Origin of the sequence: Vibrio sp. CyArs1 (assembly GCF_022432925.1) — a bacterium.
Classification (GTDB): Bacteria; Pseudomonadota; Gammaproteobacteria; order Enterobacterales; family Vibrionaceae; genus Vibrio; species Vibrio mediterranei.
This window is the reverse complement of record NZ_JAKRBO010000001.1, coordinates 1319451-1332751: the sequence shown is the minus strand read 5'-3', so window position 1 is coordinate 1332751 and position 13301 is coordinate 1319451. Positions and strand designations below refer to the sequence as shown.

The 13301-nt window shown below is 44.9% G+C and carries 14 protein-coding genes; 2 read left to right on the top strand and 12 right to left on the bottom strand.

Going from position 1 to position 13301, the window contains the following annotated elements; all coding sequences use genetic code 11:
* Positions 1 to 29: 29 nt before the first annotated feature.
* Positions 30 to 1262 (bottom strand): patatin-like phospholipase family protein, encoded by a 1233-nt coding sequence (locus MMA19_RS06270; RefSeq protein WP_006070203.1) that lies wholly within the window; start codon positions 1260 to 1262, stop codon positions 30 to 32.
* Between the two features lie 147 nt (positions 1263 to 1409).
* Between MMA19_RS06270 and MMA19_RS06265 the strand changes: the two genes are divergently transcribed.
* Positions 1410 to 2063, top strand: coding sequence for a potassium channel family protein (locus tag MMA19_RS06265; RefSeq protein WP_006070202.1), 654 nt, complete (start codon positions 1410 to 1412; stop codon positions 2061 to 2063).
* A gap of 48 nt (positions 2064 to 2111) precedes the next feature.
* Here the strand turns inward: MMA19_RS06265 and MMA19_RS06260 are convergent, their stop codons facing one another.
* From MMA19_RS06260 to MMA19_RS06240, 5 genes are all read right to left on the bottom strand, one after another.
* The gene (locus tag MMA19_RS06260; protein WP_240205791.1) at positions 2112 to 2564 is read right to left on the bottom strand and encodes a copper chaperone PCu(A)C; all 453 of its coding nucleotides are present in this window, start codon (positions 2562 to 2564) and stop codon (positions 2112 to 2114) included.
* 25 nt (positions 2565 to 2589) lie between these two features.
* Positions 2590 to 3201, bottom strand: a complete 612-nt coding sequence (locus MMA19_RS06255; protein ID WP_006070200.1) for an SCO family protein — start codon at positions 3199 to 3201, stop codon at positions 2590 to 2592.
* Positions 3198 to 3623 carry a hypothetical protein gene (locus MMA19_RS06250; RefSeq protein ID WP_031494475.1) on the bottom strand — a complete coding sequence of 142 codons (426 nt, stop codon included), beginning with the start codon at positions 3621 to 3623 and terminating at the stop codon, positions 3198 to 3200. Before MMA19_RS06250 ends, MMA19_RS06255 begins: the two co-directional genes overlap by 4 nt.
* 103 nt (positions 3624 to 3726) lie before the next feature.
* Complete coding sequence (locus MMA19_RS06245) at positions 3727 to 4167, bottom strand: DUF1499 domain-containing protein (protein WP_031494477.1); 441 nt, start codon at positions 4165 to 4167, stop codon at positions 3727 to 3729.
* A gap of 89 nt (positions 4168 to 4256) precedes the next feature.
* Positions 4257 to 4661, bottom strand: a complete 405-nt coding sequence (locus MMA19_RS06240; protein ID WP_240205790.1) for a PPC domain-containing DNA-binding protein — start codon at positions 4659 to 4661, stop codon at positions 4257 to 4259.
* Between the two features lie 133 nt (positions 4662 to 4794).
* Between MMA19_RS06240 and MMA19_RS06235 the strand changes: the two genes are divergently transcribed.
* The gene (locus MMA19_RS06235; RefSeq protein WP_231892995.1) at positions 4795 to 5343 is read left to right on the top strand and encodes an acyl-CoA thioesterase; all 549 of its coding nucleotides are present in this window, start codon (positions 4795 to 4797) and stop codon (positions 5341 to 5343) included.
* A gap of 48 nt (positions 5344 to 5391) precedes the next feature.
* Here the strand turns inward: MMA19_RS06235 and maiA are convergent, their stop codons facing one another.
* The 6 genes from maiA to MMA19_RS06205 all read right to left on the bottom strand — a co-directional run bounded on the left by maiA (position 5392) and on the right by MMA19_RS06205 (position 13148).
* A complete protein-coding gene (gene maiA / locus MMA19_RS06230; RefSeq protein WP_088877724.1) occupies positions 5392 to 6054 on the bottom strand; it encodes a maleylacetoacetate isomerase in 663 nt (220 codons plus the stop codon).
* A 2-nt stretch (positions 6055 to 6056) separates the two neighbouring features.
* Positions 6057 to 7073: a fumarylacetoacetate hydrolase family protein gene (locus MMA19_RS06225; RefSeq protein ID WP_240205789.1), complete on the bottom strand. Its 1017-nt coding sequence runs from the start codon at positions 7071 to 7073 to the stop codon at positions 6057 to 6059.
* Position 7074: 1 nt separating this feature from the next.
* Positions 7075 to 8208, bottom strand: coding sequence for a homogentisate 1,2-dioxygenase (locus MMA19_RS06220; protein WP_240205849.1), 1134 nt, complete (start codon positions 8206 to 8208; stop codon positions 7075 to 7077).
* Positions 8201 to 9274: a 4-hydroxyphenylpyruvate dioxygenase gene (gene hppD, locus MMA19_RS06215; RefSeq protein ID WP_240205788.1), complete on the bottom strand. Its 1074-nt coding sequence runs from the start codon at positions 9272 to 9274 to the stop codon at positions 8201 to 8203. Before hppD ends, MMA19_RS06220 begins: the two co-directional genes overlap by 8 nt.
* A gap of 382 nt (positions 9275 to 9656) precedes the next feature.
* Positions 9657 to 11078, bottom strand: a complete 1422-nt coding sequence (locus MMA19_RS06210) for an anaerobic C4-dicarboxylate transporter (RefSeq protein WP_038230835.1) — start codon at positions 11076 to 11078, stop codon at positions 9657 to 9659.
* Positions 11079 to 11291: 213 nt separating this feature from the next.
* Complete coding sequence (locus MMA19_RS06205) at positions 11292 to 13148, bottom strand: ABC transporter ATP-binding protein (RefSeq protein WP_240205787.1); 1857 nt, start codon at positions 13146 to 13148, stop codon at positions 11292 to 11294.
* Positions 13149 to 13301 lie beyond the last annotated feature (153 nt).

The following is a 13301-nucleotide window of genomic DNA, read 5'->3' as shown; positions in this document are numbered from 1 at the left end:
TAAGAGCGGTTTTTTTAAGTGATAAAATACTAAGGAGATTGGCGAATCAATGGGATTTCATTAACCCAAACTTTTTCGCTGGTCGCTTTTTCGTAACCATAGTCGTATAAAGATTTAAGAAATTCAGGGTCGAAAAACTTACCGTCTTGAGGCTTTTGAGTGTAATCCTCATCGACAAAAGTTAAGAACAACTTTGCGCCTATTTTTTTGGAGATGTACATTTCCCTAAACACATCACCTCTAGTTTGGGCGAGTATTAAATTATCTACACTGCGAGCTGCCAAACTGACGGTATCGTCCTCGATGAACTTGAACTCGGTTCTTAATCGTCCGTTACGGATGATGTAAATATGCGGAGGTTTTGCATATCCGAGTGCCTTGGTCACCTTGGTGAAATCAAAGCCCACTGGGTCGAAGAATAGTTGACTGGATAAGCCACCATCCACATGCATCTCTTCTAAAGACTGACCGTTGTACTTAACAGGAATGAACTGTGGGGGAAAGACTCCAGGTATGGATGAACTAGCTGCAAGAACCTGATGAATAATGTCTTTTTTATTGGGTAGATCACTGGTAGCGATACGTCCTATGTTCCAGATCATCTGTCTGCCAGAGTCAAAGTGAGTAGTACCAATCAACATACGTTTGCCCGATTGGTGCGCTTTTGCAATTTCCTCTATAAATTCATCATCAAAGGTTTTCTGAACCATTTTGTAGAAGTTGTCTCCCTCAGAGAATGCGTCTCCAAACAGAATCTTAAAAATACTGGTTCCACCTAACATCATGTCATCGTTCAGGCCTAACATGACCGTTTTGAGTTCGTCGTACTTGTCGCCGCCAACGAAAACAAATGGAGCAATTAAGGCGCCAGCACTAACTCCCGTAATCAGAGAAAACTCAGGCAGTTCCCCTTTATCTTTCAAGCCATTAATCACGCCAGCACCATAGGCACCTCTAGGACCACCACCGGAAAGTACGAGAACATTGAAACGATCACCAATCACTTTTGGTGCATCTGGTGCGTTCTTCAAAAGGTCGAGGTTACCTTTATCGTCGTAATTCTCCTTTAGTACTTTAAGGTTTTTCGGTATTTGGTCTCCCCAAATGCGATATGGTTCATTAATAAGGCTGACGGCTTCATCTCTGGGGCCGATTTTCGCCTGTAAATAGTTTGATTCATTAACACGAATGGTACTGTCGTGGGGACTGCTGCTACACCCAACGACAAGCGCTGTTAACACCAATATAATTGGTAGACGCATTGGCAACTCCGTTTGCTTATTACTATTCTAATTTGTTAGGGGACATTCTTTAGATTAGTACCAATATTCAGTTATTTACAAAAAATATTAGCTTGCTATTCACTGAATAGTGCTGATGACGATTTAGACAATCATATTGGGGTAGCCATGCGATCAATCAATGAATCTAACAACTTCATTTTCTTCACTCTTTCTCTCATTCTTATTCTGATTATAGGTGCTCTTTCGCGTGAGCTCCCCGGCGATGATCTTGACTTTTTGTTGAAGCCTGTAGTGTTAAACAGTTTTGTTATTTGTTTGATTAGTATGAAATTTTCAAAAGGTTGGTATATATACTTGGTTAGTGTCAGTATCATGATGCTTATTGCGATCCTTACTCACACCTTCTTTGATAGCGGACACGCAAATGTTGCGATGTTAGTACTGATGTTGGCGTTTTTCTATGGTGTGTTTCAGTCGACTGCTCATCAGATTTTGCTTTCTTCCGAGATTGACAACAATAAGTTAGTAGGCTCCATTGCCTTGTTCTTAGTGATGGGGCTTGGTTGGGCTGCGATTTATTTGTTGCTGATTAATTTTAACCCAACAGCAATCAATGGGATTGAGCACTCAGATAAATGGGGAAGTAACTTCTCAGTAGTGACTTACTTTAGCTTTGTCACATTAACCACACTGGGTTATGGCGACTATAGCCCTAACAGTCCACTTGCAGAGGTCGCGGTATACTTACAGGCGATTACGGGTGTGTTCTATATGGCTGTAGTGGTGTCTAGTTTAGTGAGCGCAAAGAAGGGGCATTAATTTATCAGAATGAAGGCCAACCCTCTCGTGGCGTTGGCCTTTTAGTTCTTAGTGATGAGCGTGTTTCTTCATGCCTGACATGACTTTTTTCACTGGCACGGTTAATACTTGAACTTCACCATTAGCAAAGGTCAGCTCAACATTAATGGTCTCACCTTCCTTCATTGGTTTCTCAACGTCTAGCAGCATTATATGCAAGCTGCCTGGCTTAAGGATGGTCTGACCGTTTGCAGGTACAGTAATACTCTTCACTTGACGCATCTTCATGACGTCGCCGTCCATAATAACATCGTGCAGTTCCACGACAGGTGAAGCTTGTGACGCCGCTTCTACAATAACGCGATCTTTATCGCCAGTATTCTCGATGGTAGCAAACACGGCGCTGGTGGTGGCGTTGGGTGGCGTTGCACGTGCATATGCGTCGTTGACGTCAATAGCTGCGTGAGCCATAGATAGCGGTGCTAGAGCAAGTAGAGGAAGTATCAATTTGTTGAGCTTCATGGTTTAGTCCATTGTTGTCGTTAGTTTATCCCTGAGCATTGATGCGTTTGATGGCTTCAACGATAGGAGCAGGAGTTAAAGTATGCGGTACTTTTTCAATAAGCGTACCGTCTGGGCTTAGGAAATAGAAATATGAGCTATGGTCGAGGGTATAGCCTAGTTTGGAATCTTCTAGCTCTGTTTTGCGAAAGATGACTCCATATTTGTGAGCGAGTGGTTTAGTGACCTCTAAAGGTGCTGACAACCCCTCAATCATAGGATGGAAATACTGCGCATATTCAGCAGAGGCTTCTGCCGCATCCCGCTCCGGGTCAAGGGAAACAAACATGGGTCTGAGTGTTTGTTTGGTTTCATCGTCGATTTGATTTAACGCTCCAGCGAGCATGGCGAGCGAGGTAGGGCATACATCGGGACAACGAGTAAAGCCAAAGTACACAATGCGAGTTCTAGGATCAGCTTGATCAAAGATGGCGACAGGTTTACCACCTTCTCCAAAAAGTACGGACTCAGACACTTGCGCCAACTGATCCAATTCAGCTTGATGCAGTAATGACTCATTATGCTTGTCCACTAGTAATTTAGCACCAAAACCTAAAGCAAATGCCCCAACTAGTGCGCCAATCCAGAGTTTTTTCATCGTGCCGTCATCCTTACCGCTGCCTTAATATCGCTATCACCGTTGGAGACGGTGCCGTACCATGTCATTGAATCTTCAGCACAGACGGGCAAGATGATTTCGCCTTGGTACACATCAGGCTTGATCATTTCTAGCTGAAACTTTACCACTCCCATGTTCATCTCTTTTCCCTGCAATGAGATGTTCAAATTAGGTGCGTCAGACTCTGGCCAAAATACTTCGACCGTAATAGGTGTTAGAGGTGTGACGCGTGGTGAGTCTACCTTCATTTTGACTCCCTGCTGTTCGCACACTTGCTGTGAAAGCATGCAGTAATCGGTGAGATCAACATCAGCAGAAGGTTCGTGTTTTAGCAGGTTAGGAATAAAAAAACCTGCGCCTAAAGCGAGAGCGACAAATAGGACTTTTACTTTATTGTTCAAATTGTTAATGCCCCAAATCTTAATGTAATCGCATCCTAACATATTTTAGAATCTCGGCTGTGCGATGCAGCAAACTTTTACTAGAGGTTACCGAACGGCAGGACTACTCGTTGTAGAGAGTACTAAACTGATTGTAACGCTCTCGATTCAATCCCTTGTCGCTGTATCCTGTTCGCGATTGAGAACGGTAATGTAAAAGACCACTATTCGTGTCGAAATACAGTTCGACGTCGTCGTTGTACTTCATCGTCGGTGTGGTGAAAACAACATGCAGGTAGTTGCCGTCGTCTTCTTCGATCTTATTACCACCCATAGTGCTGAGCACAGAGACTACTTTTTGTTTGGCTGAGTCTAGGTCTTTGAAGCTCAGTGCATCCACTGATTTTTCTGGGTCATCAGTTTGTGATGAGACTGCATTAGGTGTGGAAGGCATAGGGGCGAATTTGCCATTGTGTATACCGAGGTAAGAGGGGGCATTACTGTTTTTGTAAAACATGTATCCAACGAGTACAACGAGTAGCGTGATAATGATTTTAGCGATCATGAATGTTCCTTATATTTGACTCAATCTTAGCAAAGCTTTGCCTTAGTATAATCCACTAATAGATATTACGTTGGATGTAGCTTTTACGGTTAATCCTTTGAAATAACGTGAAGTTCGGTATACCCAGTTGTTTTGTCTATCTCACGTTCGAACACCAGTTCTGGATAACAATGCACAATGAGCTCCGCTGTCGTATCAACGATGCTCTCCTCTAAGAGGTGTCCTCCCAATACATTGCCTTTGCTGTCAGCGACAGAAATGTGCACATGTTGATGCTCAGGCGTCAGAGTTCCCATCACAGAGACAATTTCAAATGGCTCAGAGCGTTTAAGAGTGTGCTCTGCTCCTGCTAAACGCATAGATATTTGTGACAGGCAACCGACGCATGAGGCAATGGAACCCGCTTGGATCTGGTGTTCAGCAACCAGCTTATGCAATGCTTGTTTCAAATCAGTTCCTCGAGTGAGGCGCACAGTAATTGGCGATATCGTCATTGTTCAATCCACGATTTGTAAAATCTTAATGTTACAGGTATTGATTGCCATAGTTAACGTTATGTTCACAAAAATAAGAGATATTAGAGTAAAACCTCCAAATTAGGTCTATGTTTATAGGTCAATCAGTAATATGAGTAACCCTATGTACCCTTTTTTCCGGTTGGCAAAAACCATTATTCAATCAAAAAAGCAGCCAACACTTTCCTACACACAACAAGATGAAATCCAATTTCGCTGCCACCCATGGGATATCGATCTGTTTCTTGAGCTCAACAATGGCCGCATACTAACCTTATATGATCTCGGACGTACGGCGTTATCTGTAAAATGTGGCTTGATGTCGACGTTAAAGAAAAAACGTTGGGGACTAGTCGTTGCAGGCAGCTCAGTCCGTTATCGAAAGCGCATCCACATGTTTGATAAAATCACCATGAAAACCCAATGCGTCGCAACAGATGACAAGTGGTTTTACCTCGAACAGTCTATGTGGGTGAAAGGCGAGCCTTGCTCATCGGTTTTGATTCGAGCGGGTGTCACATCAAAACAAGGCATCGTTGCGCCGCTTGATGTAGTGGATGCCGCAGGCGTAAGTCCTGCAGACAACGAAACGCCACAATGGGTACAGGAATGGGTCGACTCTGAGCAGCATCGACCTTGGCCGCCATCTAATCTGGCCTAATTTATTGAATAGCAAAAAAAGACCAGCATTTGACGCTGGTCTTTTTCATTAACTGGCATCGGGTTGCCTTTCTGGCTCTGCGGCAACAAAAGCTGGATGTTCACAAAGTTTCGAACAAATTGATGTAATGATTGGAAACGGGCTCATGTCTACGCCAAACCGCTCTGCGTTGTAGAGCTGAGGGACCAGACAAACATCTACTAAGCTGATGCTATCACCGACACAATACTCTCCATGCACATCGATGAGCTTTTTCTCTAGTGCATGAAAACCAAGTTCAATCCAATATTGCATCCATTCGGTTTTACCCGCCTCACTCAAATCAAAGTCTCGACTGAGCTTTTGGATAACGCGTAGATTATTGATGGGATGTAAATCGATAGCGATGTCTTGAGCCAATGCAGTAACGAGATAACGTTCGCGGCCTGAAACGGGCGTTAACCGCGGCCGAGGAAAACGTTCGTCTAGGTAATCTATAATGGTGAGAGACTGATTCAGTACCAGTTTTTCACCATCAAAATCATTATCGACCAGCGTCGGTACTAACTCGTTGGCATTGAGCTCTGCATACATGGCGTGATGTTGCTCTCCGCCATCTTTAAGCAGATGAATAGGCATGGATAGGTAAGGTAACTGCTTCAGGTTTAAAGCAATTCGTACCCGATAAGAGGCAGACGAGCGCCAATACTCATACAGAACAAATTGAGTCATGGTTAATCCTTGTATGCTTCCACCACCTGTTCAATGGAACCGAAGATGGAGTGGCCGTTTTTATCGAGCATTTCCAACTTAATCGTGTCACCAAAATGCATAAACGATGTGCTTGGTTTTCCATCTCTTATGGTCTCTATCATGCGCCGCTCTGCAATGCATGAATAGCCGACGCCACCTTCTTCGATAGAGGTGCCATATTCTGTCCCTTGCTTGTTAGAGACGGTGCCAGAGCCAACTATAGTGCCAGCTGATAAAGGACGAGTCTTAGCAGCATGAGCAACCAGTTGGGCAAAGTCGAATGTCATGTCGAGCCCAGCATTGGGGTGACCGAAAGGTTCACGGTTGTAGACAGAAACAAGCGGCAAATGCACTTTGTTATCTTGCCACGCGTCTGCTAATTCATCTGGCGTGACCGCAACGGGGGAGAACGCTGATGACGGTTTCGATTGAAAGAAACCAAACCCTTTGGCGAGCTCTTGTGGGATAAGGCCGCGAAGCGAAACATCATTGACCAGCATCAGCAATTGAATCGCGTCAGAGGCTTGTGCGGTCGAGCAACCCATAGGGAGATCGCCGGTCACAACCGCGACTTCGCCTTCAAAGTCTATGCCCCATTGTTCGCTTGCCATGACGATGGGATCTCTTGGGGCTAGAAATGCGTCCGAGCCACCTTGGTACATCAACGGATCAGTCCAAAAGCTTTCTGGTATTTCTGCTCCGCGGGCTTTACGAACCAGTTCGACATGATTGACATAGGCTGACCCATCCGCCCATTGATAGGCCCTTGGCAATGGTGATTCGCACTGGTTTTGGTCGAATGGCATAGCTTGAAGCAAGATCCCTTGATTGAGTCCCAAGTACACCTCTTCCAATAGAGGTTTGGTCTGTTGCCAGTTGTCGAGTGCGAATTGCAATGTGTTCGCGATATCAGGCACTGCAATACACTGTGATAAGTCACGGCTCACGACGACGAGTTGGCCGTCGCGAGAGGCATCTTTTAATGTGGCTAACTTCATATTATTTTCCTGTTTTCCAGCTATAGACGTACTGGTTATTCTCAACGTTTGCCGCTTCTGGGCTATGATGCAGCGCGTTGCGGGTATCGATCATCACTGCCACTTCATCAGTAAAGGTTTTCTTGGCTTCTCTTCCGGCTTGGAAGGCTTTCGGGTGTGGTCCGTGAGTAAAGCCTGCTGGGTGGAACGTCATCATCCCCGCTTCAATATTGTCACGGCTAAAGAAATCGCCCGCGTGATAGAAAAGCACTTCATCGTAATCATCGTTGTTGTGATAAAACGGTACTTTCAGGGCTCCGGGGTCGCTTTCAATCGGTCTAGGGACAAAAGTACAGACCACAAAGCCGTTTCCAACAAAGGTGGTGTGTGCTGAAGGAGGAAGGTGATAACGGTGCGACATCAAAGGTCTAATATCACGCCAGTTGAGTTTTAGCACTGACAAATCACCGTGCCAGCCTATTGCATCCAGAGGGTTGAAGGGATAGGTGATGACATTCACTTTTCCACCACGTTTCAGCTGTACTTGAGTTTGATTTTCGCTGTATTGAGCTTTGAACTTGTCGTTAATGGCTGGTGGCTCAAGAACCGCAGGATCGAACACCGCGTGTTGACCGACGATACCCTTGTCAGGTAACGCATAAGCCGACCCTGTGTTTTCGATCATCAATAAGAACATTGGACTATGCGGTTCTAGGCGCCAATCAGTGGAGCGGGGAATCAGGACGTAATCTCCGTCAGAGACCTCTAGATGACCATAATCGCAATATAGGTCAGCGCTGCCTTGATGAATGAACAACAGCTCATCCCCATCAGCATTGCGAACGAGGTGGGACATGGCTTCTTGCAGCCGCCATACTCGAATTTTACATTCGCTATTTTCCAGTACGGTGGGTATCGACCATGGCGATGTCTGCTGCGCACCCTCTATATTGTTGAGGTTAAAAGCACGCGGTTTGAGCTCGCCTTCCCATTCTGTCCAGCCAGTAGGAGCATGTTTGTGATGGAAGTGGGTTGCGGGACCAAAGAACCCCTCGCGACCCGCCTCTCGCTCGTAGATGGCTTCTTCAGGAAAATCGGCGTGCGCCTGTTTGGAGTAAGTTCCCTCTCTGTGAGGGAACGTTGGCCATTTACGCATCATTAAGTACCCCGCGACGAATTTGGTCTTCTTCAATGGACTCAAACAGCGCTTTAAAGTTACCCTCGCCAAACCCTTCATTGCCTTTGCGCTGAATGATTTCAAAGAACACTGGACCAATAACGGTTTGCGTAAAGATCTGCAACAAGATGCCATCTTTCATTGGAGCGCCATCGATGAGGATTCTCAAGTCTTGGAGGCGGTCAACATCTTCGCCGTGGCCTACCACACGGTCGTTAACCTTCTCGTAATAGGTATCGGGGGTTGGCATAAAGTCCATCCCACGCTCGCGAAGCGTTTGTACTGTTTGGTAGATATCATCGGTTGTCAGAGCGATGTGCTGAATCCCTTCACCGTTGTACTCACGAATGAACTCTTCAATTTGTGATTTATCGTCAGAGGACTCGTTAATTGGAATTCGGATTTTTCCGCAAGGCGCGGTCATAGCTCGGCTGACAAGACCCGTCAGTTTGCCTTCAATGTCGAAGTAACGAATTTCTCTAAAGTTGCCAATACGCTCGTAAAATCCTGACCACACATCCATGTGTCCTTGCTTAACATTGTGAGTTAGGTGATCAAGTTCGTATAAGCCCACGTCTTGTTCAGCCAATCGCTTGTCGGCATCGGGATAGAATTTGAAATCAACATCGTAAATACTGCTGCTGCCATAACGATCGACAAAATACAGTAAGCTTTCGCCGATTCCATAGATGGCGGGAATACTGAGCTCCATTGGACCAATTTCGGTCACGTATTGTTGACCACCATTTTCCAAAGCGTGAGACATTGCTTTACCTGCATCTTCTACACGAAAGGCCATACCGCACACAGAAGGGCCATGCACTCTAGCGAATGCCTCTGCTTGGCTGTGAGGCTGTGCATTGACGATAAAGTTAATATCACCTTGGCGGTATAACCATGCTTCCTTGGAACGATGTTTAGCAATTTCTGCAAACCCCAAGGAATCAAATAGACGTTTGAGATCGTTAATGCCGTTGTCGTCTGCTGCGGTATATTCCACAAACTCAAATCCGTCGGTGCCGAGAGGGTTAAAATTGATGCTCATGTAGGTTTCCTTTTGATAGTCATTGCGCTCCTTTTATGATGAGGAGCTTTCTATTGGTAAAGCGTGGTTCCTCTATAAAATTTGGCTAATTAGCGAAGAAAAAGAAACTGACTCAAGGATTTAGCAAAGAAGGGCAGTGATAGTTATTTTTGTAACATTTTTGCTACATAGTGGATTTTATGGGCATAACAAACACTAAGCGCAAAAATAACTAATTGAAAACTAAGAGAGGATTCTGCTGCCTGTGAGAGGGTTCACAATGTGCTACAGGGTGTAAATTTTGGCTAAAAGCAGTACAGCGAGCTTTACGAAGAGTGGTTGTTAGCATCTATATAAAAAAAACGGAGCTAAATTGCTCCGTTTGAAGTGTGGTGATTATCGATTAAGCCAGTTTAAGTGTTTCACTGCTCAAACGATTCATGTAACTGTTTACCGCAAAGGCTAATCCAGCAACCGCAATAGCCCATAACCAGATTGGCAATACGCCAGTAGATAGCGCATAACCAATACAAGTTGCAACAAATACGCCGATGAAACCAGGGATCAAGAAGCTATGGTTCAGGATGTATTTGCCGATTTTCGTTGTTCCAGAGCGGTCAAACGTGATGGCTGCCAAGTCTGATGGATAGAATGGGAAGAAGTAGTAAGCGTAACAAGCCGGTAGTACACCGATTAGTACTTCTGCAGGAATACCTAAAGCAAAACCAAGCGGTAACATGATGGTTAGAACGGCAGCTTGACTCTTAAGGAATACCGAAGAGGCATACATGGCGATAGCAAATGTCCAAGGATGAGTTTGAACGACATCTTCAACCAAGCTAATAATGTACGGTTTGTTGTGAGCAATGATGGTGTCACTCATCCAAGCAATACCAAAGATGATAATGACGGCGCTCATACCAGCAATAAACACATTGGTATTGACGATTTTTTTAGGGTCAACATTTGTGGTTAGCAAGATAATGGCACCGACCGACAGCATCAAAAATTGCAGTGCTGTGGATGTACTCACGCCATCAGGCAGTAGTCCTAAATCTTTGCCAAACATGGCAACACAGATAACCGTTAGAATACCGAGCAAGAAGACTGTCAGTCCACGTTTTGCTTTTTGGTCTTCTTGTTGTCCAGCAGCACCTGTACTTGCTTCACTAGTATCAATTAATTGCGCTTTAAACTGTGGATCTTTACAACGTTCTAAAAACTCCGGATCGTCGTTAAGGTCTTTACCACGTTTAAGGCTCCACGTCGCCGCGATGAGAACACCAGTAAGAGTCGCCGGAATAGTGACAAGCAATACCTGTCCTAAAGTAATGTCCAAGTTGTTAGTAGCGGCTGTGGCCATAACTACAGCCGCTGCTGCAGCAATTGGGCTTGCAGTTATACCCATTTGCGACGCAATGGTAGAGATGGCCATTGGACGCTCGGGGCGAATTCCACGCTTGATACTGACATCATAGATAACAGGAAGCAGTGGGTAAACAGAGTGACCAGTTCCGACTAGAACTGTTAGAGAGTAAGTACATAGAGGGCCGAGAAAAACCACCTTTGAAGGGTGCTTTCTCAACAAGATTTCAGCGTACTTTACTAGCAGTTTGAGGCCGCCTGTGGCTTCCAATGTAGCGGAAGCCGCAACGACAGCAAGGATGATAAGCATAACACCGATGGGCGGTTGTCCCGGTGCGATACCAAAGAAGAAGCTTAAAATGGAGACGCCCAGTCCGCCTAGCAAACCAAAAGCGATACCACCGTACCGAATACCTACAAATATTACTGCCAAAAGTAGCAGCATATGAACATAAAACATAACAACTCCTTTTTTATAACGACAGAGTTATAATGCGCATCAATGGCAAACCAAATACTGATCTGGGTAGGAAAAAGTTTGCATAATCTGATGAGAGTGTAAATTTCAAAAGTGGGTCACATTGTTGCGGGTTTGTTTACATATGTTATTGAAATAAAAGTGTAAATAAAAAAACGGAGCTCCAATGAGCTCCGTTTTTCACAAGAGTGAGAGTTAGGCAACGATATCTTGTTCGTTGTCCTCATCCGCACCTATAAAACCACCAGTTTGGTGAGCCCATAGTTGCGCGTAAATACCACCGTGGTTAATAAGCTCTTGGTGAGAACCTTCCTCAATGACTTCACCTTTATCCAGAACAATCAAACGATCCATTGCGGCAATAGTAGAGAGTCGGTGCGCAATTGCGATAACCGTTTTCCCTTCCATTAACTCGTTGAGACTTTCCTGAATGGCCGCTTCTACTTCGGAATCAAGTGCTGAGGTGGCTTCGTCCAAAATAAGAATCGGTGCGTTTTTCAACAGTACGCGCGAGATAGCGATACGCTGTCTTTGACCGCCAGACAATTTTACACCACGTTCACCTACTTGAGCATCGTAGCCTGCGTTACCAAATGGGTCGGTTAGGGTATCGATGAACTCATGAGCATGAGCTTGGCGAGTTGCAGCCAAAAGTTCTTCTTCGCTCGCATCAGGCTTACCATATAAGATGTTGTCACGAATTGAGCGGTGAAGCAGCGACGTGTCTTGCGTCACCATTCCGATCTTGCTGCGCAGTGAATCTTGGGTAACTTTATCAATGGGTTGTCCATCAATACGAATACTGCCACCTTCAACATCGTGAAAACGCAGTAGCAGGTTCACTAAGGTGGATTTACCTGCGCCGGAGCGACCGACTAAGCCGACTTTCTCACCTGGCTTAATATTGAGGTTTAAATTGCTGATGACACCTTTGTTCTCACCATAGTGGAAGCTGACGTCATCGAACTCAATACCGCCTTGATCGACCTTAATTGGTTTAGCATTTGGTTCGTCTTGGATAGCAATAGGTTTTGATAGGGTTTTAATACCATCAACGACCGTACCCATGTTTTCAAAAAGTGCACCTACTTCCCACATGATCCACATCGACATCCCGTTAATACGCAGTGCTAAACTGATTGCGATAGCAATTGAGCCGACGGTAATCGCACTGCCCATCCATAGGTAGATAGAAATCGCTGCGATTGAGAACAGTAGAATGTAGTTGGCAAGCTGAACGGCAACGTCAAAGCCAGTTACCAAACGCATTTGACGATGAACGGTATCTAAAAAGCCTTCCATACCTTCTTCTGCATACTCAGTTTCACGCCGGCTGTGCGAAAACAGTTTAACTGTAGAGATATTGGTGTAACTATCAACGATACGACCTGTCATTAAAGAGCGTGCATCGGCTTGTTCTGACGCCACTTTTTTGAGCTTTGGTACAAAGTAAATCTGGATACCAATATACGCAAAAAGCCAAAACAGCATAGGTAACATCAGGCGTAAATCAGCTTGCGCCAAAATCACCAACATGGAAGTAAAGTAAACGGAAACATAGATAAACACGTCCGCCGTCTTCATGACTGTTTCACGTACAGCAAGTGCCGTTTGCATCACCTTAGTAGCAACACGTCCAGCAAAGTCATCTTGATAAAACGATAAGCTTTGCTTGAGTAAGTAGCGGTGCGCTTGCCATCGGATAGACATTGGGTAGTTGCCGAGCAAGGTTTGGTGCGTAATTAATGAATACACCAAGATTAACGCAGGCATTACAAACAATATCACCAAGGCCAACCACATTAGTGTTGCGCCGTTTTCATCCATAAAGGTTTCAGGATTACTCGAAGTCAGCCAGTCAACAAGCTCACCCATAAATCCAAAAAGGGCAACCTCGATAATAGCCACTGTCGTGCTGAGCAGCGCCATAAGCAGTAATGGTTTTTCAAAGCCACGCGTGTAGTGTCGACAAAACGCAAAAATGCCCTCAGGCGGCTGATCGGGTTCTTGCTTTGGAAAAGCTTCTGTGAAATTTTCAAAGCGCTTAAACATGATTCACCTAAATCGTTAGAAAGCCCGTGTTTCAACGTTAATTCGAGCTTTCGAGAAGAGACAAAAAATCCTCCAATCCGAGGATAAGAGTAATAGTAAGAGCGAATTTATAATGTAATTTTACATGGCGAAAGATCCATTTCGCGGGTTAGA